The sequence below is a fragment of the Jiangella ureilytica genome (genome assembly GCF_004348545.1).
In the GTDB taxonomy this organism is placed as follows: domain Bacteria; phylum Actinomycetota; class Actinomycetes; order Jiangellales; family Jiangellaceae; genus Jiangella; species Jiangella ureilytica.
The window spans coordinates 20,951-41,084 of sequence record NZ_SMKL01000056.1 but is presented as its reverse complement, the minus strand read 5'-3'; the positions used below and the strand labels follow the sequence as shown (position 1 = coordinate 41,084).

The window sequence follows — 20,134 nt, the reverse complement described above, 5'->3', positions numbered from 1 at the left end:
CCCACCCACCGCATCGGCGCCGTCCCGAGCAGCCGCCCGGCAGACGTCCGCCTCGACACGACGCCGGCCGCGACGACCGCCGTCGTCCCCAGGACCGGAGCCAGCGCCGCGATCCCCGGGAACGCCGTCGTCGCGTCGTAGGTGAGCGCCGCCCAGCCGATGGCCGCGAGCCCGGCCCAGGCCAGCGCGCCGGCCATCCACCCCGCCCACTCCAGCGAGCCCAGCCGCTCCAGCCGGCGCGCCCCGATGGCCAGCGCCGCGCCCGCCGCGAGCTCCCAGGCCCGCGTCGTCGACACGAAGTAGGCCGCGCCGGGGGAGGACGCCGTCAGGTGCAGCGACCAGACGAACGACGGCACCGCGACGATCGCCAGCCCAGCCAGCAGCGTCCGGCGCAGCGACGGCCTTCCGCGGCGGCGCCGGTGCCACCACAGCAGCCCGATGATCAGCACCGGCCAGAGCAGGTAGAACTGCTCTTCGACCGCCAGCGACCAGAAGTGCTGGACGGGGCTGGGGGCGTCCTCGGCGGCCAGGTAGTCGACCGACTCCGACGCCAGCCGCCAGTTCACCACGTACGTCGCCGACGCCGCGATGTCGCCCGCGATCGCGGGCCAGCGCAGCGGTGGCAGCAGCAGGAGCGCCAGCGCCGCCGTCGCGGCCAGCACGACCGCCGTCGCCGGGAGCAGCCGCCTGATGCGCCGCGCGTAGAAGCGGCCGAGCCGCAGCCGTCCCGTCGTGTCGATCTCGCGCAGGATCAGGCCGGTGATGAGGAAGCCGGAGATGACGAAGAAGACGTCGACGCCGACGAAGCCGCCGCTGGCCAGCGGCACACCGGCGTGATAGGCGAGCACCAGCAGCACCGCGACGGCGCGCAGACCCTCGACGTCGGGCCGGAACCGGGGCCGGCCCTCGGCGGTCCCGACCGCCGTCATCCAACCACCTCTCGCATCGTCCGGGGGCACAGGCGGACGAGCCCGCGCAGAGTGCGGACCCGTCCCTGAGGGCGTACCCGGTTCCGGCCGCGGCGAACACACGAGTCCGCCGCGGCCGGGTGGAACGGGATCAGGCGGGCTGCCCGATGGCGCCGAGCAGGTCCGCGAACCACGGCGTCGACGGGTCGAACTCCTTGCCGCCCTTGATGCGGTCGAACTCGATGGCGCGCAGCCGGCCGCCGCGCTCCTCGTCGTGCCCGATGAGCCCGCCCTCGTGCCGCAGCGCGCACTCGACGGCGAGGTCGGTGCAGCTCTTGATCAGCCGCAGGTCGTCGGAGTTGGCCGCGGCGGAGCGGCTGTAGTAGCCGCTCTTCTGCACCATGACCTTCTCGGCGCCCACGCGGGCGGCGAACTGGTGCGCGAACCAGGCGCCCGGGTTGATCTTGTCGATCTTGACGTGGCCGAACGGGTCGCGCGGGACCTCCTCGCCGGCCTCCTCCATCTCAGTGATGATCTCGTCGACGCCGGCACCCTCGGACAGGAAGATGTTGACGCAGCCCAGGTCGTCCATGAGCGAGCGCAGCCGGCCGGCCTCGGCGTCGAGGTCGAGCTTCTGCTCCGGCAGGTAGACGGCGTGCACGTCCCAGCGGCGCGGGTCGACGCCCAGCTCGGGCGCCCACTCCTGCGCGGCCAGCCACGTGCGGTAGGCGCGCGCCGTCGCCGCCGTGAGCCAGCCGCAGTGCCGGCCCATGACCTCGTGGACGATGAGCATGCGCGGGTTCGACGAGTGCTCGGCGATGATGTTGCGGGCGTAGATGGAGCCCTGCTCGGCGGCGGTCCAGGCGCCGAGGCTCTGCCGCACCGGGATGATGTCGTTGTCGACGGTCTTCGGCAGCCCGACCACGGTGAGCTCGTAGTCGTTGCCGGCGAGGTACGCGGCGAGGTCGGCCGCCGTCGTGTTGGTGTCGTCGCCGCCGATGGTGTGCAGCACGTGGACGCCGTCGCGCGTGAGCTGCTCGGCCGCCACGTGCAGCGGGTCCTGGCCCTCCTGGACCAGCCCGCGCCGGACGCAGTCGGCGACGTTGGTCAGCTTGACCCGGCTGTTGCCGATGGGGGAGCCGCCGAACCGGTGCAGCCGCGACGCGGTGGCGCGCATCTCGGGGGTGACGGTGATGGAGCGGCCGGTCAGCAGGCCCGCGTAGCCGTCGAGATAGGCGATGATCTCGACCTCGGGCGCGATCTCGGTGTACCGCTCGATCAGGCCGCCGACGGCCGACGACAGGCACGGGGCCAGGCCGCCGGCCGTGAGCATGGCGACCTTGCGCACAGGAGTGCTCTCGGGCATGTGAGGTGACCTTCTGTCGAAGTGGGACGGATCGGCAGCCACCTTATCGCCGGCCCCGGTGCGGCCCGGCCGCGCTGTCCGGGGTATGGGCCGCCGCGACGGACGGGGCAGCGCGCGGCCTACCCTGTAGGACGTGAACTCCCCGGAGGACCTTGCGCTGTACCACGAGCTGACCGAGACCGTCGGCGCGCTGCCGGCCGGTCAGCAGCCCGAGTGGCCCGACCCCGTCGCCGTCCAGGACGCCGTCGCGCAGCTGCGGGCCATGCCACCGCTGGTGTTCGCCGGCGAGTGCGACCTGCTGCGCGAGCGGCTGGCCGCGGTGTCGCGCGGCGAGGCGTTCGTCCTGCAGGGCGGCGACTGCGCCGAGACGTTCGCCGGCGTCAGCGCCGACAACGTCCGCAACAAGCTCAAGACGCTGCTGCAGATGGCCGTCGTGCTCACCTATGCGGCCAGCGTTCCCGTGGTGAAGATCGGCAGGCTCGCGGGGCAGTACGCCAAGCCGCGCTCCAAGTCGACCGAGACCCGCGACGGCGTCACGCTGCCGGCGTTCCGCGGCGACATCGTCAACGACTTCGAGTTCACGCACGATGCGAGGGTGCCGGACCCGCACCGCATGGTCCGCGCCTACCACGCGTCGGCGGCCACGCTGAACCTCACCCGCGCGTTCGTCGGCGGCGGGTTCGCCGACCTGCACCAGGTGCACGCCTGGAACACCGACTTCGTCCGCACGTCGCCGGCCGGCCAGCGCTACGAGCGGCTGGCCCACCGGCTGGACCAGGCGCTGTCGTTCATGCGGGCCATCGAGATCGACACCGACCAGCTGCGCACCGTCGAGCTGTACTCCAGCCACGAGGCGCTGCTGCTCGACTACGAGCTGGCGCTGACCCGCATCGACTCCCGCACCGGCGCGCCGTACGACGTGTCGGGCCACTTCGTGTGGGTGGGCGAGCGGACCCGCCGGCTCGACGGCGCCCACCTCGAGTTCGCGGCACGCATCCGCAATCCGATCGGCGTCAAGGTCGGGCCCACGACGACGCCCGACGAGCTGCTGGCGCTGGCCACCAAGCTCGACCCCGAGCGCGAGCCCGGCCGGCTGACCTTCGTCACCCGCATGGGCGCCGGGAAGATCCGCGAGGCGCTGCCGGCGCTGATCCAGAAGGCCCAGGCCGACGGCCTGGTCGCGTCCTGGATCTGCGACCCCATGCACGGCAACACCTACGAGGCGCCCAGCGGCCACAAGACCCGCCGCTTCGACGACGTCGTCGACGAGGTGCGCGGCTTCTTCGAGGTCCACCGCGCGCTGGGCACTCACCCCGGCGGCATCCACATCGAGCTCACCGGCGACGACGTCACCGAGTGCGTCGGCGGCGGCGACCCCATCGCCGAGGACGGCCTCGGCAGCCGCTACGAGACCGTCTGCGATCCGCGGCTCAACCGGACCCAGTCGCTCGAGCTCGCCTTCCTCGTCGCCGAGCTCCTCGAGTCGACCCCCTAGGCAGCGGCCAGACATCACACACGTATCCGCATGGTGGAACTCGCCGGGGTCGTCAGGGCCGTACCGCTTCCCGTCGCCACCACGTCCCCATGATCATCGAAGAAGCGGGTCGCTGCCACCGCTGCCACCGCCCGAAACCTTGATGATCATGAAGAAGCCGGGGTTCTCCGGGGAGTCCAACCTGGTGGCGGCGCTGGGGTCCCGGGTGACTAGGGTCGTCGCATGACCTCTGGCGTGATCGACCTGCGCAGCGACACCGTCACCCGGCCCACCGCCGCCATGCTGGCCGCGATGTCCACCGCCGAAACCGGCGACGACGTCTACGACGAGGACCCTACGGTCCACGCGCTCGAGGAGCGGGTCGCCGCGCTGCTGGGCCACGAGGCCGGGCTGTTCACCGTCACCGGGTCGCTGGCCAACCTGCTGGGCATCCGGTCGCTGGTCGCGCCCGGCCAGGAGCTGCTCTGCGAGGAGCGGGCACACGCGGTCCGGGCCGAGCTGGGCGCGCACGCGGCCTGGCACGGCGTCACCACCCGCACCTGGTCCGACCCGCGCGGGCACGTCGACCTCGACGCAGTCCGCCGGCTCATGAGTCCGGACGCCGGCCCTTACCTGGTGTCGACGACGGCCGTGGCGGTCGAGAACACGCACAACTTCGCCGGCGGGACGGTGCAACCGCTCGAGACCCTGCGCGAACTGCGCGCCCTGGTCGACCCGGCCGGCGTTCGCCTGCATCTCGACGGCGCCCGGCTGTGGAACGCGCACGTCGCCACCGGCGTCGCGCTGGCCGACTACGGCCGGCTGTTCGACACCGTCTCGGTCTGCCTGTCCAAGGGTCTGGGGGCGCCGGTCGGCTCGGTGCTCGTGGGCTCGGCCGCGGCAGTCGCCGAGGCACGGGTCTGGCGCAAGCGGCTCGGCGCCGGTTGGCGGCAGGCCGGCGTGCTGGCGGCGGCCGGACTGCACGCGCTGGACCACCACGTCGAGCGGCTGGCCGACGACCACGCGCACGCCCGGCTCATCGCCGAGGCGGTGGCCGATGCCGACGCCGGCGCCGTCGACCCCGCCTCCGTCGAGACCAACATCGTCATCCTCGACGTGGGCGGGCGCGCGGCCGCCGTGGTCGAGTCGGCCCGGGCCGAGGGCGTGCTCTCCGGCATCGTCGGGCCGGGGCTGGTGCGGCTCACCACGCACCTCGACGTCTCCGCGGCCGACGCCCGGCGGGCGGCCAAGGTCGTCGCCACCGCGGTCGCGAGTTGAGACAGAGCGTCCCGCACTCCGAGACGGCGGCCGTCGACTGTTGACCTGGATTCCTCCTTCAGCCACTATTCCTATAGTTCTGACCGGTTAAGTGGTAGGGAGGCCGCCGGGTGCGCACGCTCGTCCTGCTGGGCCTGGTCGGTTTCGCCGCCCAGCTCGTCGACGGCAGTCTCGGCATGGCCTACGGGGTCACCTCCAGCACGCTGCTGCTCGCCGTGACGGCGAACCCGGCGGCGGCGTCGGCCACCGTCCACCTCGCCGAGATCGGCACGACCCTGGTCTCCGGCCTGTCGCACTGGAAGTTCGGCAACGTCGACTGGAAGGTCGTCGCGAGGATCGGCGTCCCGGGCGCGGTCGGCGCGTTCGCCGGCGCCACGTTGCTGTCCGGCATCCCGACCGAGACCGCCGCGCCCCTCATGTCGCTGATCCTGCTGGGACTCGGCACGTACCTGCTGGTCAGGTTCACGCTGCGAGGGCTGCCGGTACGCCGCGACCCGCGGCCGCCGGGACGGCGGTTCCTCACGCCGCTCGGGCTGGTCGCCGGCTTCGTCGACGCCACCGGCGGCGGTGGCTGGGGCCCCGTCGGCACGCCCGCGATCCTGGCGAGCGGCCGCATGGAGCCGCGGAAGGTCATCGGCTCGATCGACACCAGCGAGTTCATCGTCGCTGTCGCCGCCAGTGTCGGCTTCCTCATCGGGCTCGGCACCGAGAACATCGACTTCGCCTGGGTCGCCGTGCTGCTGGCCGGCGGCGTCATCGCCGCGCCGATCGCCGCGTACCTGGTGCGGGTCGTGCCGCCGCGGGTGCTCGGCTCCGCCGTCGGCGGCATGATCGTCCTCACCAACAGCCGCACGATCCTGCGCAGCGACTGGGTCGACGCGCCCGGAGGCGTCCGTGCGGCCGTCTACGTGGTCGTCGCCGTGCTCTGGGTGGCTGCGCTGGCCTACTCGATCCGCGCGCACCGGGCGCAGCAGCGGGCGGTCCGGCCCGAGTCAGAGCTGGCTCGCGTCAGCAGCTGACGCCCGCCCTCACATCACCGCGGGGAAGGGCTCGCCGAGCACGCGGCCCGATGCCGGCACCAGCCGGCGCAGCGTGGAGGCCAGTTCGCGCACGTCGGCGCCGGCCAGCGCCTGCGGCCCGTCGCACAGTGCCGCCTCGGGGTCCGGGTGGACGTCGACGAGGATGCCGTCGGCGCCGACCGCGATGGCCGCCCGCGACAGCGGCAGCACGAGGTCGCGCCGGCCGGCCGAGTGGGACGGGTCGACGATGACCGGCAGGTGGGACAGCCGCTGCACGACGGGGATCGCGGCGATGTCGAGCGTGGTGGCCGTGGCCGTCTCGAAGGTGCGGATGCCGCGCTCGCACAGCACGATGTCGAGGTTGCCGCGCTGGGCGACGTACTCGGCCGCCATGAGCCACTCCTCGACGGTGGCCTGGATGCCGCGCTTGAGCAGCACCGGCTTGCGGGCCCGGCCGACCGCCTGCAGCAGCGCGGTGTTCTGCATGTTGCGGGCGCCGACCTGCAGCATGTCGGCGTAGCCGCTGACGAGGTCGACGTCGGCGGGGTCGATGACCTCGGTGACGACCGGAAGGCCGGTGACCTCGCGGACCTCGGCGAGGATGTGCAGCCCGACCTTGCCCAGCCCTTGGAAGTCGCGGGGCGCGGCGCGCGGCTTGAAGGCGCCGCCGCGCAGCATGGTGGCGCCGGCCGCCTTGGCCATCTCGGCCGCCTCGAGCGTCTGCTCGAGCGACTCGACGGCGCACGGGCCGGCGATCAGGGTGAAGGTGTCGGGGCCGATCATGACCGGGCGGGCCCCGGTGCCGGTGCCGACGACCACGGTGCTGCGGCCGGGCTGGTGGTCGACGCTGACGAGCTTGTACGGCGTGGAGACGGCGATGACGTCGGCCACGCCGGGCATGCCGCGCAGGTTGAGCGCACGGAAGTCGTCGACGTCACCGACGAGTCCGATGATGGTGCGCTGCACGCCGCGGCTGACGAACGCCTCGCCGCCGGTGGTGCGCACCCGCGCCACGACGGCGTCGATCTGTTCCGGCGTCGCATCGGGCGACATCACGACCACCATGACGCAACCTCCCGCCTCGTCCCCACCTGAAACTAAGCTACCGAAAGCCGAGTTCGGCAGGGTTGTCCGGAGGGCAAGACAGTTGGTCACAATCAGGTCACTTGACATCTCATGTTGTTATTTCTGGGAACTCGGCTGTAATTCCTTCAGCAGCGAAAGATCTTCGGCATAAGCCGGGGGACCGCCCGGCGTCTCCAGCACGACGGGCAATCCGGCGACCGATTTGTGGTGCAGCAGCTCGCCGAACGCCGCCGTGCCGATGTGCCCCTTGCCGATGCGCTGGTGCCGGTCGCGGAACGAGCCGCACACGTCCATCGAGTCGTTCGCGTGCACGGCGGCCAGCCGGTCGGGCCCGGCGACGTCGGCGAAGCGGTCCAGCATGGCCGTCATCCCGCCGGGCGCCGCGAGGTCGTGGCCGGCCGCGAACAAGTGGCAGGTGTCGAGGCAGACCAGTGCGCGCGGGTGGTGGTCCAGGGCGGCGAGGTAAGGGCCGAGGTCGTCCACCGTCGCGCACAGGGACTGGCCCTGCCCGGCGGTCGGCTCGAGCAGCAGGCCGGGCCCGCCCGGCGCGGCGTCGAGCTCGTCGAGCAGCGGCAGCAGCAGCTCGCGGACCTGGCGCATGGCGTCGTCGCGGTGGCCTGCCGTGACGCACGAGCCGGTGTGCACGACCACGCCGCGCGCGCCGACGTCGCGGGCCCGGCGCAGCGAGTGCGCCAGCGCGGCGGCCGACCGCTGCGCCGTCTCGGGCACCGGGCTGCCGAGGTTGACCAGGTACGCAGCGTGGACGAGCACCGTCAGGCCGTGGTCGTCGGCAGCCGTGCGGAACGTGGCGTCGGTGCCGGAGTCGCCAGGGGTCATGGCCCAGCCGCGCGGGTTGCCGAGGAACACCTGCACCGACGAGGCGCCGATGCCGGCCGCGCGCTCGGGCAGCGCGACGAGCTTGCCGGCGACCGGGAGGTGGGTGCCCAGCAGGGCGAGCGCATCGGTCACGGGGTCCTCGGGGTGGGCCGGAGCCCGGTCAGAAGTGGAAGATCTCGACTCGGGACTGCGGCGCGACCGGCGTGCCGGCCGCCGGTTCCTGGCGTTGCACGCGCTCGCCGCGGCCCATGCTGGGAATGCCGGGGAGCACATCGGTGACGACGACCTCGAAGCCGGCCTCTCGGAGGATTTGCTCGGCTCTGTCGACCCTTTCGCCGGTGACATTCGGAACCTCGATCATTTCCGGCCCGAGGGAGACCACGATCGTGATCTCGTCGTTACGGAAAGCGGTTCCGCTGGCGGGATCCTGCCGGATGACCGTGCCGGCGCCGATGTCGGCGGAATGCTCCTCGGCCCTATTCACCCGGAATCCGGCCTCGGCGAGCGCCGCCTCGGCCTGGTCGGCGGGCTGGCCGGTGAAGTCCTGGACGTCGATCGGCTCGCGGCCACGGCTGACGGTGATGGCGACCTCGGTGTCGCGGCGGACCTCTTCGCCGGGGTCGAGGCTCTGGCTGACGATGAGCCCGGCCTCGACCTCGTCGTGGTAGACCTCGTCCTCGATGCGCAGGGTCATGGACAGTGGCTCGGCCAGTTCCGTGGCGGCCTCGACGGTGAGCCCCGTCAGCTCCGGCACGACGTAGCGCTCCGGGCCCTTGGAGAGGACGTAGGTGATCTCGCCACCGCCCAGCAGCCGCTCGCCGGGGCCGGGCTCGGTGCTCAGGACCAGGCCGGCCTCGACCGTCTCGGAGAACTCCTCGCCGCCGTTGACCGCCGTGAAGCCCTCCTCCTCGGCGCGGGTCTCGGCCTGCTCGGCGCTGAGGTCGAGCAGCGACGGCGTCGCCTCCCACCGTCCGGACCCGTACCACCACGCCGCCGTGGCGACGCCGGTGGCGAGCAGCAGGACGAAGAAGAACAGGTAGAGGCCGCGGCGGCCGCGGGTCTGCTCGGTGCGGCGGTGCCCGGCGGAGCGGGCGCGGACCTCGGCCTGCCGGGCGGACCGGGTGCCCGGCCGTGGCTCGTCGCCGTCGCCGTCGTCCTCGGTGAACCGGATGGACAGCGGGGCGTCGATGCGGCGGGTCGACCCGGGGCGGCTCTCCTCGGTGGGGAGGAGGCGGCTGTCGGTGCGCCGGACGCCGTCGTCGTCGCCGTAGCGGTGGTCGTCGCCGCGGCCCGGGGAGTCGACGCGGCCGACCTGCCCGGCGAGGACGGTGCCGGCCAGCGCCTCGTCGAGGGTGACGCCGGCGGAGTCGCGCGGCTCGGCGTGGACCTCGGTGAGCTCGGGGTCGTTGTCGGGCTCGACCAGCGGGACGCCGGCGATGGCCGAGCGGGTGGACCGGACCGCCGTCAGGAACGCGCCGGCGTCGGCGTAGCGCCGCTGCGGGTCGCGCGCCGTCGCCGTCAGCACGAGGTCGTCGACCGGGGCCGGTAGCGGCACCGACTCGGACGGCCGCGGAACGTCGTCGTCGATGTGGCTGCGGACCACGACGAAGTCGGTGGGGCCCTCGTGCGGCGTCTTCCCGGTGAGCAGCTCGTAGAGCATGATGCCGGCGGAGTAGACGTCGGAGCGCGGCGTGGCGCGCTCGCCCAGCGCCTGTTCGGGGGAGATGTAGCTGACGGTGCCCAGCAGACCGCGGGTGGTCTTCGATGAGCTGCTGTTGGCCCGGGCCAGCCCGAAGTCGGCGACCTTGACCCGGCCGTCGTTGCCGACCAGCACGTTCTCGGGCTTCACGTCGCGGTGGACGATGCCGGCCCGGTGCGCCGCGGCCAGTGCCGACAACACCGACTCGGCGACCTCGAGGGCGAGGTCGGCGCCCAGCCGGCCGCGCTCGTGCAGGACGTCGCGCAGCGTGCGGCCGTGGATGTACTCCATGGCCAGGTAGACGGCGCCGTCGTCCTCGCCCTGGTCGAACACGTTGACGACGTTGGGGTCCGACAGCTGGGCGACGGCGCGGGCCTCGCCGATGAACCGGGCCACGAAGTCGTCGTCGGCCGCCAGCTCCGCATGCATGATCTTGAGTGCGACGGGGCGGTCGAGCCGGGTGTCGGTGGCCTTGTAGACCGTCGCCATTCCGCCGCGCGCCAGGAGCGCCTCGATCCGGTAGCGTCCGTCGAGGAGACGGCCCACCGGTGCGTCGGAGACGGAGAGGTCCACGGGTGGAGTGTACGTTCACCTGAGGGCGCTGGCCGATCGACACGGGGCGGCGATCCGGCCCGCCCGGTAGGTCGTGGCTCGCCCCGACCAGTCCGTATTGTCGTTTGTGGATAGATCTGTGTGGCCGAAAAACCGCAGTCGGATGGCGCTCGCGTCGTGGGCGGGCTAGGGTCGCGCCCCGTGAATGCCGCGCCCCGACGCTCCGTGCCGTCCACGCCCTTCGGCGACGACGACGGCTCGGCCGATCCTCGCATCGTCGCCGCGCTGGCGGCGTACGACCGGGGTGCGGGCGGCTCCGCCGAGGTGCTCGCGGCGCTGGCCGCCGGGCGGTTGTTGATTCCCGTCGTCGCCGTCGCCGAGTCGGCCGACGCGACGGGCGCGGAGAAGGAGACCGCCATGGCGACGGTGCTCACCACCGGCCGCGACGGACGGCGCGGGCTGCTCGCGTTCACCTGCGTCGAGTCGCTGCGACGCTGGAACCCCGAGGCGAGGCCGTCGCCGGTGCCGACCCGCAGTGCCGCCGAAGCCGCGTTGGCCGACGGCGCCGAAGCCCTGGTCATCGACCTCGCCGGCCCCGTCACCTTCGCGGTCGACGCTCCCGACCTCAGGTCCCTGGCGTCGGGGTGGCGGCCGCTCGGTCCCTGGCCGGGGGTGGAAGAGGCCGACCGGGCGCCTCGCGCGGACGTCGTCGTCGGCGGCGGGGGAGCGGCTCGAGTGCGCCGGACCGGTGGCAGGGTGTGGCGCGGGGTTCGGCGGCGCGTTCGGCGTGCGTTGATCCGCTAGTTCGTCGTTGTCGTCTGCCCAGTTGGTCGGGCCCCTGCTGTCCGTCATCGTCGAGGCGCGGCGGTGCGCCTCGAGCGGACCGACGGCGCTTCGCGCAGAGGGGACCGCTTGACCCGCGCCGCCGCACCCTCGCCTTTCACAGCGCCATGACCCCTCCCCTGAATGGCCCCGGCCCTCCGTGCCGCTGTGTGGGGGTTGCGCCGGCCGCTACCTGTTCGCGCGTGGTTCTCGGCAGCCGGTCCCGCTGGGGTGGGGTCGCGCCGGCCGCTCACTGTTGATCACGGAGAAGCGGGGCTTCCGCGGCGCTCAGAGCCCAACCTTCTCCATGATCATCAACCTTTCGTGCTGTCCTGACGAACTGCCCCGACGACGCGAAGGGTTGATGATCATGGGCGTCCACCGTCAGCGGCCGGCGGGACAGAGCGCCAGCGGAGCCAAGGGCCGGGGCCATCGTTGGAGCGGCCCCCTGCCGCTGCTCGAACGCCCCCGACAATGAAGAGCAGCAGGGGCCGGCGAACTAGGAGTAGACCGGCCCGGTGTATTTCTCGCCCGGACCTTCGCCGACCGCGTCAGGCAGCACCGACGCCTCGCGGAACGCCAGCTGCAACGTCTTCAACCCGTCCCGCAGCGGCCCGGCGTGGTGGGTCCCGAGCGACGGCGCGGCGGCGACGATCAGCCCGGCCAGTGCCTCGATCAGCGATCGCGCCTCGTCCAGGTCGCGGTGCTCCGGCAGATCCTCCGCCAGTCCCAGGTGGACGGCGGCGGCACTCATCAGATGGACGGCGGCCGTGGAGATGACCTCGACAGCGGGGACTTCGGCGATGTCGCGGCCGGCCTGGGCGGCGATGTGATCCGGCGTGCTCATTCATGGTAGGCTCTCACACCGACCGGACCGTCTGACCCGAGACCCCTCAGGCCAGGCGGCCAGCAAGCGGAGACCTCTCCCACCCGCAACGGCTGCTCAGGTCGTCGGGTTCCCTGGTCAGGGCGTCCAGTGGACGCCCTTGTGGTCGTGGTGCAGGAATGTACCGCGGCGCCGATGGGTTGGCCTCTGCGTGCACGTTCGCGGAGGCCTTTCGTGTTTTCCGCGGCGTGGTCGAGGCACTACCCCGGCGATTTCAGGAGGAAGGCATCAGCGCAGAGCCCCGCATCAACGACCGGATCCGCGTTTCGGAGGTCCGGCTCGTCGGCCCCAACGGTGAGCAGGTCGGCATCGTCCGCATCGAGGACGCGCTCCGACTTGCGGCGGAGGCCGATCTCGACCTGGTCGAGGTCGCTCCCGGCGCCCGGCCGCCGGTGGCCAAGCTCATGGACTACGGCAAGTTCAAGTACGAGTCCGCCATGAAGGAGCGCGCGGCTCGCCGGAACCAGTCGCACGTCCTGATCAAGGAGCAGAAGCTCCGTCCCAAGATCGACAAGCACGACTACGAGACCAAGAAGCGCAACGTCGAGCGCTTCCTGGCCGAGGGCGACAAGGTCAAGGTCACCATCATGTTCCGCGGCCGGGAGCAGTCGCGGCCGGAGCTGGGCTTCCGGCTGCTGCAGAAGCTGGCCGAGGACGTCACCGACCTCGGCTTCGTCGAGTCGTCGCCGAAGCAGGACGGCCGCAACATGATCATGGTGTTGGGGCCGCACAAGAAGAAGGCCGACGCCAGGGCCGAGAAGGAAGCGGCCAAGGTCGAGCGGCAGGCGCAACGGCAAGCCGACGAAGAGGCCGAGAAGGCCGAGCGCGCGGCGGGCCGGGCGGCGGCCGAGGCCGAGAAGGCCCACCGGCCCGAGGTCGTCCGTCCCACGCCTGACAACGAAGACTAAGAGGAGCAGACGGCGCCATGCCGAAGAACAAGACGCACAGCGGCACGAGCAAGCGGTTCCGGATCACCGGGAGCGGGAAGGTGCTGCGCCAGAAGGCGAACCGTCGCCACTACCTGGAGCACAAGCCCTCCACGCTGACCCGGAAGCTCGCCGGCACCACCGAGGTGGCCAAGCCGGACCAGAGCCGCATCAAGAAGCTGCTCGGCAAGTAAGCGGCGACCGTCCAGTCCACCCTTCGGCCCGACCGGCCGAATCCAGCAAGGAGTACCAGTGGCACGCGTCAAGCGGGCGGCCAACGCCCACAAGAAGCGCCGTGAGACCCTCGAGCGGGCCAGCGGCTACCGGGGCCAGCGCTCCCGCATGTACCGGAAGGCGAAGGAGCAGGTCACTCACTCGCTCGTCTACGCCTACCGCGACCGCAAGCAGCGCAAGGGCGACTTCCGGCAGCTGTGGATCACGCGCATCAACGCGGCTTCCCGGGCCGAGGGCCTGACGTACAACCGCTTCATCCAGGGTCTGCGCCTGGCCGAGGTCGACGTCGACCGCAAGATGCTGGCCGACCTCGCGGTCAACGACCCGGCCGCCTTCAAGGCGCTGGTCGAGGTCGCGCGCACCGCGCTGCCGGCCGACCGCAACGCTCCGGCGGCGCCGGCGGCCTGAGCGCCGCACGAACGCCCGAGACCGGGCCCGTCGCGAGGCGGGCCCGGTCTTCGCGCGTTCCGGTGCCGTTCCGGTGATGATGTCCTCTGGCGGTCGCAGGGTGACCGCCAGGGATCATGATCACCGGAGAGGGATGGGTGGACGACCGATGCTGACCGAACGGTCCGGCCGCGTGCGTGAGGCGCACAAGCTGCTGCGCCGGGCCGCGCGCGAGAAGGCCGGCTTGTTCCTCGCCGAGGGCCCGCAGGCGGTCCGCGAGGCGGTCGGCTCCGGCGACGGCCGGGTCGTCGAGCTGTTCGCGACGGCGACGGCGGCGGCTCGGTGGGCGCCCATCGTGGCGGCGGCCGAGGGCGCGGGCGTGCCGGTGCATCCGGCCGACGAGGCCGCCCTCGCCGCACTGTCCGAGACGGTGACGCCGCAGGGCCTGGTCGCGGTCTGCCGGTCGCTGACGGTGGACCTGCCGGCCGCGCTGGGAGCCGAGCCGCTCCTGGTCGCCGTCCTCGCCGAGGCGCGCGACCCCGGCAACGCGGGCACCGTCATCCGGTGCGCCGACGCGGCCGGAGCGGACGCCGTCGTGCTCACCCACGGCTCGGTCGACCCGCAGGGCGGCAAGGCCGTCCGGGCGTCGGCGGGCAGCGTGTTCCACCTGCCCGTCTCGGCGGGGGCGCCGGCGGCGGACGCGGTGGCGGCGCTGCGCGAGCGCGGTCTGACGGTGCTGGCCGCCGACGGCGCCGGCTCGCTCGACCTCGACCAGGCCGAGGACGACGGCCTGCTCGGCGGGCCGGTCGCCTGGCTCTTCGGCAACGAGGCGTGGGGGCTGCCGGCCGAGGTCGGCGCCCTGGCCGACCACGTGGTGCGGGTCCCGATCTACGGTCGCGCCGAGAGCCTCAATCTCGCGACAGCCGCGGCCGTCTGCCTGTACGGCTCCGCCCGCGCCCGCCGCCGTGCGTCGGCGCGCCGGCCTGACCGACCCCCTGCGTAGGGTGTCACCATGCCGAACATCGCCACCAACACCACCGTCGATCTCGCCGGGCTGCTCGAGTTCGTCCGGCCGCGCCACCACGGCATCGTCATCACCCAGCGCGCCGACGGCGGCCCGCAGGCCTCGCCCGTCACCTGCGGCGTCGACGACTCCGGCCGCATCGTCGTCTCCACCTATCCCGACCGCGCGAAGGCGCAGAACATCCGGCACCGCCCGCGCGCCAGTGTCCTCGTGCTGTCCGACGACTTCGACGGCGCCTGGGTGCAGGTCGACGGTCCCGCCGAGGTCATCGACCTGCCCGACTCCGTCGAGCCGCTGGTCGAGTACTACCGCAACGTCGCCGGCGAGCACGAGGACTGGGACGGCTACCGCGAGGCCATGCACCGGCAGGGCAAGTCGCTGCTGCGCATCACGCCGGAGCGGTGGGGCCCCATCGCGACGGGCGGCTTCCCACCCCATCTCTTCCCCGACGACGGTGACGGCGACGACCACGGTCACGGCCACGGCGGCCACGACGACGGCGGCGGCCACGACGACGGTCACGGGCACTGATGGCGCAGGTCGTCGGCGTCAATGCCAGTCCCAGGCACGAGTTCGGCAAGGAAGCGCGGCCGCTCGTCCGGCTGCTGGCCGGGCTCGGAGTCGAGGGCGACGCGCACCTCGGCACGACGGTGCAGCACCTGTCCCGCCTCCGCCGCGACCCCAAGGCACCGAACCTGCGCCAGGTGCACCTGATCCACGCCGAGCTGCACGACGAGCTCGCCGCCGCCGGGTACGCCGTCGGTCCCGGGCAGCTGGGCGAGAACGTCACCACCCGCGGCGTCGACCTGCTCGGGCTGGCGACGGGTACCCGGCTGCGGCTGGGGCCCGACGCGGTCATCGAGGTCACCGGACTGCGCAACCCGTGCTACCAGATCGACGACTTCCAGCAGGGCGTGCTGAAGGAGGTCGTCGGCCGCGATGCCGCCGGCGCCGTCGTCCGTAAGGCCGGCATCATGGCGATCGTGCTGGTGGGCGGCGAGGTCCGCCCGGGCGACGCGGTCACCGTCGACACCCCGCCGGAGCCGCACCGGCCGCTGGTCCCCGTCTGACCCCGCGCCGCGTAGACTCGCGGGGTTGCGACCACGCGTGTGAATAGACGAGGAAGATGTCCGCGCCCAACAGCGACTACGACCCAGTCCAGGTGACCCCGCTCGACCCCGATCAGGTCGCGCGCATGGTGTCCGATGCCCTCGCCGCCTTCGCCGCGGCCGGCGATCTCGACGCGCTCAAGGAGGCCCGGCTCGCCCACACCGGCGACCGCTCGCCGCTGGCGCTGGCCAATCGCGAGATCGGCGCGCTGCCGCCGGCCGCCCGCAAGGAGGTCGGCCAGCGCGTCGGCGCCGCGCGCCGCGACGTCGCCGCCGCCCTCGCCGCGCGGCAGATCGCGCTCGAGGCCGAGCGCGACGAGCGGGTGCTGGTCGAGGAGGCCGTCGACGTCACGCTGCCATGGGACCGCGCGCCGCAGGGCGCCCGGCACCCGCTGACCACCATCCAGGAGCGGGTCGCCGACGTCTTCGTCGCCATGGGCTGGGAGGTCGCCGAGGGCCCCGAGGTCGAGGCCGAGTGGCTGAACTTCGACGCCCTCAACATCGGGCCCGACCACCCGGCGCGGACCATGCAGGACACCTTCTTCGTCGAGAACGAGGACTCCGGGCTGGTGCTGCGCACGCACACGTCGCCGGTGCAGGCGCGCAGCATGCTCACACGCACGCCGCCCATCTACGTCATCTGCCCGGGCCGCACGTTCCGCACCGACGAGCTCGACGCCACCCACACGCCGGTGTTCAGCCAGGTCGAGGGGCTGGCCATCGACGAGGGCCTGACGATGGCGCACCTCAAGGGCACGCTCGACCACTTCGCGTCGTCGATGTTCGGCGCCGGCATCACCACCCGGCTGCGTCCCTCGTACTTCCCCTTCACCGAGCCCAGCGCCGAGATGGACCTGCAGTGCTTCGTCTGCCGCGGCGCGTCGGTGGGCGACCCCGACAACCCGTGCCGCACCTGCGGCTCCGAGGGCTGGATCGAGTGGGGCGGCTGCGGCATGGTCAACCCGCGCGTGCTGGTGGCCTGCGGCGTCGACCCTGCGCGGTACACCGGCTTCGCGTTCGGCATGGGCCTCGAGCGCACGCTGATGTTCCGCCACGGCATCGCCGACATGCACGACATGGTCGAGGGCGACGTGCGGTTCGCGGCGGCCTTCGGGATGGAGATCTGATGCGCGTCCCCCTGAGCTGGCTGCGCGAGTACGCCCCGCTGCCCGACGGCGCCAGCGCGCGCGAGGTCGCCGCCCGGCTGATCCGCGCCGGCCTCGAGGTCGAGACCGTCGACGAGGCGGGTGCCGACATCACCGGGCCGCTGGTCGTCGGCCGGGTGCTCGAGTTCGCCGACGAACCGCAGAAGAACGGCAAGACCATCCGCTGGTGCTCCGTCGATGTCGGCGAGGCCGAGCCGCGGGGGATCGTCTGCGGAGCGCACAACTTCGCCGCCGGCGACCTCGTCGTCGTGTCGCTGCCCGGCGCGGTGCTGCCCGGCGGGTTCGCCATCGCGGCGCGCAAGACGTACGGGCACGTGTCCGACGGCATGATCTGCTCCGCTCGCGAGCTGGGCCTGGGCGACGACCACGCGGGCATCATCGTGCTGCAGCCGGACGAGGCGGCGCCGGGCGACGACGCCGTCGAGCTGCTGCACCTGCGCGACGACGTCCTCGACATCGCCGTCACCCCCGACCGCGGCTACTGCCTGTCAGTCCGCGGCGTGGCCCGCGAGGCGGCGACCGCATTCGGTGTCGCTTTCACCGATCCCGGCGTCCGGCCGGCGCTGGACACCGCCGGCGTTGACGGCTACCCGGTGCGGGTCGAGGACGCGTCGCGGTGTCCGGTGTTCGCCGCCCGTATGGTCACCGGCTTCGACCCCACGGCGCCGAGCCCGCGCTGGCTGCAGCGCCGGGTCCAGCTGGCCGGCATGCGGCCCATCTCGCTGGCCGTCGACATCACCAACTACGTCATGCTCGAGCTGGGCCAGCCGATCCACGGCTACGACCGCGACGCGCTGCGCGGCCCGATCGTCGTCCGGCGGGCGACGGCGGGGGAGAAGCTGACGACACTCGACGGCGCGGTCCGCGAGCTGGACCCCGACGACCTGCTCATCACCGACGACTCCGGACCCATCGGCCTGGCCGGCGTCATGGGCGGCGGCTCCACGGAGCTCAGCGACGCGACCACGGTGGTCGTCGTCGAGGCCGCACACTTCGAGCCCACCGGCATCGCCCGCACGGCCCGCCGGCACAAGCTGCCCAGCGAGGCGTCCAAGCGGTTCGAGCGCGGCGTCGACCCCGCGCTGCCCGCGGTCGCGGCGCAGCGGGTGGTCGACCTGCTGGTGTCGCTCGGCGGCGCTGTCCAGGAGCCGGGGCTGACGGTGGCCGGCGCGGTGCCGTCGCCGTCGCCCATCGAGATCTCCGTGGGCCTGCCGGCCCGCGTGGCCGGGGTCGACTACCCGGCCGACGAGGTGAGGTCGCTGCTCACGGCGGTGGGCGCATCGGTGTCGGCGGTCGGCGGCGCCGAGCGGATCGCCGTCGTGCCTCCGACCTGGCGGCCCGACCTCACCGACCCGTACGACCTGGTCGAAGAGGTGGCCCGGCTGCACGGCTACGACGCGGTGCCGTCGGTGCTGCCGGTGGCCCCCGCCGGGCGCGGCATCACGCCGTCGCAGCGCCTGCGGCGCCGGGTCGAGCGCGCGGTCGCCGCCGCCGGCTACGTCGAGGCGCCGTCGTATCCGTTCGTGGGCGAGGCCGACTTCGACGCTCTGGGGCTCCCGGCCGACGACGCGCGACGGGTCGCGCTGCGGCTGGCCAACCCGATCTCCGAGGAGCAGCCGCTGCTGCGCACCACCCTGCTGCCCGGCCTGCTGGCCACGCTGCGGCGCAACGCCGGCCGGGGCACTGCGGACGTAGCCGTGTACGAGGCCGGCCTGGTGTTCCGGCCGGCGCCCGGCGCGCTGCCAGTCCCGCCGCGGCTGCCGGTCGACCGCCGGCCCACCGACTCCGAGCTCGCGGACCTGCTCGCGGCCGTGCCGTCGCAGCCGCGCCGGGTCGCCGTCGCGCTGGCCGGTGACCGCGAGCCGACCGGCTGGTGGGGCGCGGGCCGCCCCGCGAGCTGGGCCGACGCCGTCGAGGCCGCGCGGGTCGTCGCCCGTGCCGCGGGCCTCACAGTGCGGGTCGAGCGCGACGAGCACGCGCCCTGGCACCCGGGCCGTTGCGCCGCACTGTTCGTCGGCGACACCCTGGTCGGGCACGCCGGCGAGCTGCACCCGCGGGTGGTCGCGGCGCTGGGGCTGCCCGAGCGGACCAGCGCCATGGAGCTCGAGCTGGACCGGTTCTTCCCGGCCGGGCTGGCAGGGGTGACCGAGTCGCCGGTGCAGGCCCCTGCGGTGTCGACGTTCCCGGTCGCGACCCAGGACGTCGCGCTGGTCGTCGACGCCGCCGTGGCCGCCGCCGACGTCGAGGACGCGCTGCGTCGCGGGGCGGGCGAGCTGCTCGAGTCGGCGCGGCTGTTCGACGTGTTCACCGGCGCGCAGCTCGGCGACGGCAGGAAGTCGCTGGCCTACGCGCTGCGGTTCCGTGCGCCCGACCGCACGCTCACCGTCGAGGAGACCACCGCCGCTCGCGACGCCGCCGTCGCCGCGGCCGCCGAGCGGACCGGCGCGGTCCTGCGCGGCGCATGATGGCGGCTGCGCGCACGGCGCTCGTCACCGGCGCGAGCCGGGGGATCGGCCGCGCGCTCGCCGCCGGGCTGGCGGCGCGCGGCGTGTCCGTGGGCCTGGTCGCGCGCGACCGGGCCCGCCTCGACGAAGTCGTCGCGGAGTGCCGCGCGCACGGGGTGGCGGCGGTCGGCGTCACGGCCGACGTCACCGACCACGACGACGTCGCCGCGGCCGTGACCGCGGTGGCCGGCAGCCTCGACCGGATCGACCTGCTGGTCAACAACGCCGGCGTCATCGAGACCGTCGAGAAGCCGTTCCTCGACACCGACGTCGAGGACAGCTGGCGCGTCGTCGAGGTCAACGTGCGCGGCCCGCTGCTGGTCACGCACGCCGTCCTGCCGGTCATGCTGGCCGGCGGGGGCGGGCGGATCGTCAACATGAACAGCGGCCTGGGCTACCGCTCGGCCGAGATCTACACCGGCTACGCCGTCTCGAAGGGCGCGCTGGCCCGGTTCACCGGTCTGCTCGACCTGCAGTACCGGGCACTGGGCGTGCGGGCGTTCGACCTCGCGCCCGGCCACGTCGAGACCGAGATGACGACGGCGATGCCCATGCACGAGGGCCGCACGGAGTGGACGGCGCCCGAGGACGTGACCGACCTGGTCGCCGCCATCGGCGACGGCGTGCTGGACGACCTCGGCGGCCGGTTCTTCCGCGCCGGCACCGACACGCCCGACTCGCTGCTCGCCCTGCGCGACGAGATCCTCGCCCACGACGCCCGCGTCCTGCGCCTGCCCACCGCCGGCCCGGACGACCCGCTGCGCTGACTGTTCGCTCGACATGGTCGCCCCCGCGAGTGGCGCGGCAAACGTGTGCGGCGCAGACCGCATGGCGGCGATCCGCACTCGCCAACGGCC

18 protein-coding genes and 1 pseudogene are annotated in these 20,134 nt (G+C 73.3%); 13 read left to right on the top strand and 6 right to left on the bottom strand.

Translation table 11 applies throughout. The annotated features are described in order from the left end of the window. On the bottom strand, positions 1–929 hold a 929-nt coding region (locus E1212_RS21325), incomplete at its 3' end, for an acyltransferase family protein (protein WP_131986177.1). 130 nt (positions 930–1,059) lie between these two features. Continuing rightward, positions 1,060–2,274 carry a pyrophosphate--fructose-6-phosphate 1-phosphotransferase gene (locus E1212_RS21320; RefSeq protein WP_131986175.1) on the bottom strand — a complete coding sequence of 405 codons (1,215 nt, stop codon included), beginning with the start codon at positions 2,272–2,274 and terminating at the stop codon, positions 1,060–1,062. 133 nt (positions 2,275–2,407) lie between these two features. Between E1212_RS21320 and E1212_RS21315 the strand changes: the two genes are divergently transcribed. The 3 genes from E1212_RS21315 (at position 2,408) to E1212_RS21305 (ending at position 6,045) form a co-directional block, all read left to right on the top strand. Next, complete coding sequence (locus E1212_RS21315) at positions 2,408–3,769, top strand: class II 3-deoxy-7-phosphoheptulonate synthase (RefSeq protein WP_238992432.1); 1,362 nt, start codon at positions 2,408–2,410, stop codon at positions 3,767–3,769. A 222-nt stretch (positions 3,770–3,991) separates the two neighbouring features. Further along, entirely contained in the window at positions 3,992–5,026 is a 1,035-nt protein-coding gene (locus tag E1212_RS21310; protein ID WP_131986173.1) for a threonine aldolase family protein, read from the top strand. A gap of 110 nt (positions 5,027–5,136) precedes the next feature. Then, positions 5,137–6,045: a sulfite exporter TauE/SafE family protein gene (locus E1212_RS21305; protein WP_131986171.1), complete on the top strand. Its 909-nt coding sequence runs from the start codon at positions 5,137–5,139 to the stop codon at positions 6,043–6,045. A gap of 9 nt (positions 6,046–6,054) precedes the next feature. Here E1212_RS21305 and aroF read toward each other — a convergent pair whose 3' ends face one another. The 3 genes from aroF to pknB form a co-directional block, all read right to left on the bottom strand. Further along, positions 6,055–7,110 (bottom strand): 3-deoxy-7-phosphoheptulonate synthase, encoded by a 1,056-nt coding sequence (gene aroF / locus E1212_RS21300; RefSeq protein ID WP_131986169.1) that lies wholly within the window; start codon positions 7,108–7,110, stop codon positions 6,055–6,057. 117 nt (positions 7,111–7,227) lie between these two features. Next, positions 7,228–8,100, bottom strand: coding sequence for a deoxyribonuclease IV (locus E1212_RS21295; protein WP_203417064.1), 873 nt, complete (start codon positions 8,098–8,100; stop codon positions 7,228–7,230). Between the two features lie 28 nt (positions 8,101–8,128). Beyond that, positions 8,129–10,240, bottom strand: a complete 2,112-nt coding sequence (gene pknB, locus E1212_RS21290) for a Stk1 family PASTA domain-containing Ser/Thr kinase (RefSeq protein WP_131986165.1) — start codon at positions 10,238–10,240, stop codon at positions 8,129–8,131. Between the two features lie 180 nt (positions 10,241–10,420). Between pknB and E1212_RS21285 the strand changes: the two genes are divergently transcribed. Continuing rightward, positions 10,421–11,023 carry an SseB family protein gene (locus E1212_RS21285; RefSeq protein WP_162605572.1) on the top strand — a complete coding sequence of 201 codons (603 nt, stop codon included), beginning with the start codon at positions 10,421–10,423 and terminating at the stop codon, positions 11,021–11,023. A gap of 517 nt (positions 11,024–11,540) precedes the next feature. Here the strand turns inward: E1212_RS21285 and E1212_RS21280 are convergent. Further along, a complete protein-coding gene (locus tag E1212_RS21280) occupies positions 11,541–11,888 on the bottom strand; it encodes a DUF1844 domain-containing protein (protein ID WP_131986161.1) in 348 nt (115 codons plus the stop codon). A gap of 158 nt (positions 11,889–12,046) precedes the next feature. On the opposite strand from E1212_RS21280, the gene infC reads away from it, so the two are divergent. The 9 genes and pseudogenes from infC (at position 12,047) to E1212_RS21235 (ending at position 20,044) form a co-directional block, all read left to right on the top strand. Further along, entirely contained in the window at positions 12,047–12,835 is a 789-nt protein-coding gene (gene infC / locus E1212_RS30930; RefSeq protein ID WP_131986159.1) for a translation initiation factor IF-3, read from the top strand. A gap of 17 nt (positions 12,836–12,852) precedes the next feature. After that, positions 12,853–13,047: a 50S ribosomal protein L35 gene (rpmI, locus tag E1212_RS21270; RefSeq protein ID WP_131986157.1), complete on the top strand. Its 195-nt coding sequence runs from the start codon at positions 12,853–12,855 to the stop codon at positions 13,045–13,047. 58 nt (positions 13,048–13,105) lie between these two features. Beyond that, positions 13,106–13,495 carry a 50S ribosomal protein L20 gene (gene rplT, locus E1212_RS21265; protein WP_131986155.1) on the top strand — a complete coding sequence of 130 codons (390 nt, stop codon included), beginning with the start codon at positions 13,106–13,108 and terminating at the stop codon, positions 13,493–13,495. A 133-nt stretch (positions 13,496–13,628) separates the two neighbouring features. Then, a complete protein-coding gene (locus tag E1212_RS21260) occupies positions 13,629–14,477 on the top strand; it encodes a TrmH family RNA methyltransferase (protein ID WP_131986153.1) in 849 nt (282 codons plus the stop codon). Positions 14,478–14,486: 9 nt separating this feature from the next. Beyond that, positions 14,487–14,951 (top strand): annotated as a pseudogene (locus tag E1212_RS21255) (PPOX class F420-dependent oxidoreductase); the annotation flags it as partial. Positions 14,952–15,028: 77 nt separating this feature from the next. Further along, positions 15,029–15,568 carry an MOSC domain-containing protein gene (locus E1212_RS21250; protein ID WP_131986149.1) on the top strand — a complete coding sequence of 180 codons (540 nt, stop codon included), beginning with the start codon at positions 15,029–15,031 and terminating at the stop codon, positions 15,566–15,568. A gap of 56 nt (positions 15,569–15,624) precedes the next feature. Then, positions 15,625–16,734: a phenylalanine--tRNA ligase subunit alpha gene (pheS, locus tag E1212_RS21245; RefSeq protein ID WP_131986147.1), complete on the top strand. Its 1,110-nt coding sequence runs from the start codon at positions 15,625–15,627 to the stop codon at positions 16,732–16,734. Continuing rightward, positions 16,734–19,238, top strand: a complete 2,505-nt coding sequence (gene pheT / locus E1212_RS21240) for a phenylalanine--tRNA ligase subunit beta (protein WP_131986146.1) — start codon at positions 16,734–16,736, stop codon at positions 19,236–19,238. Before pheS ends, pheT begins: the two co-directional genes overlap by 1 nt. Then, the gene (locus tag E1212_RS21235; protein ID WP_203417063.1) at positions 19,235–20,044 is read left to right on the top strand and encodes an SDR family NAD(P)-dependent oxidoreductase; all 810 of its coding nucleotides are present in this window, start codon (positions 19,235–19,237) and stop codon (positions 20,042–20,044) included. Before pheT ends, E1212_RS21235 begins: the two co-directional genes overlap by 4 nt. Positions 20,045–20,134 lie beyond the last annotated feature (90 nt).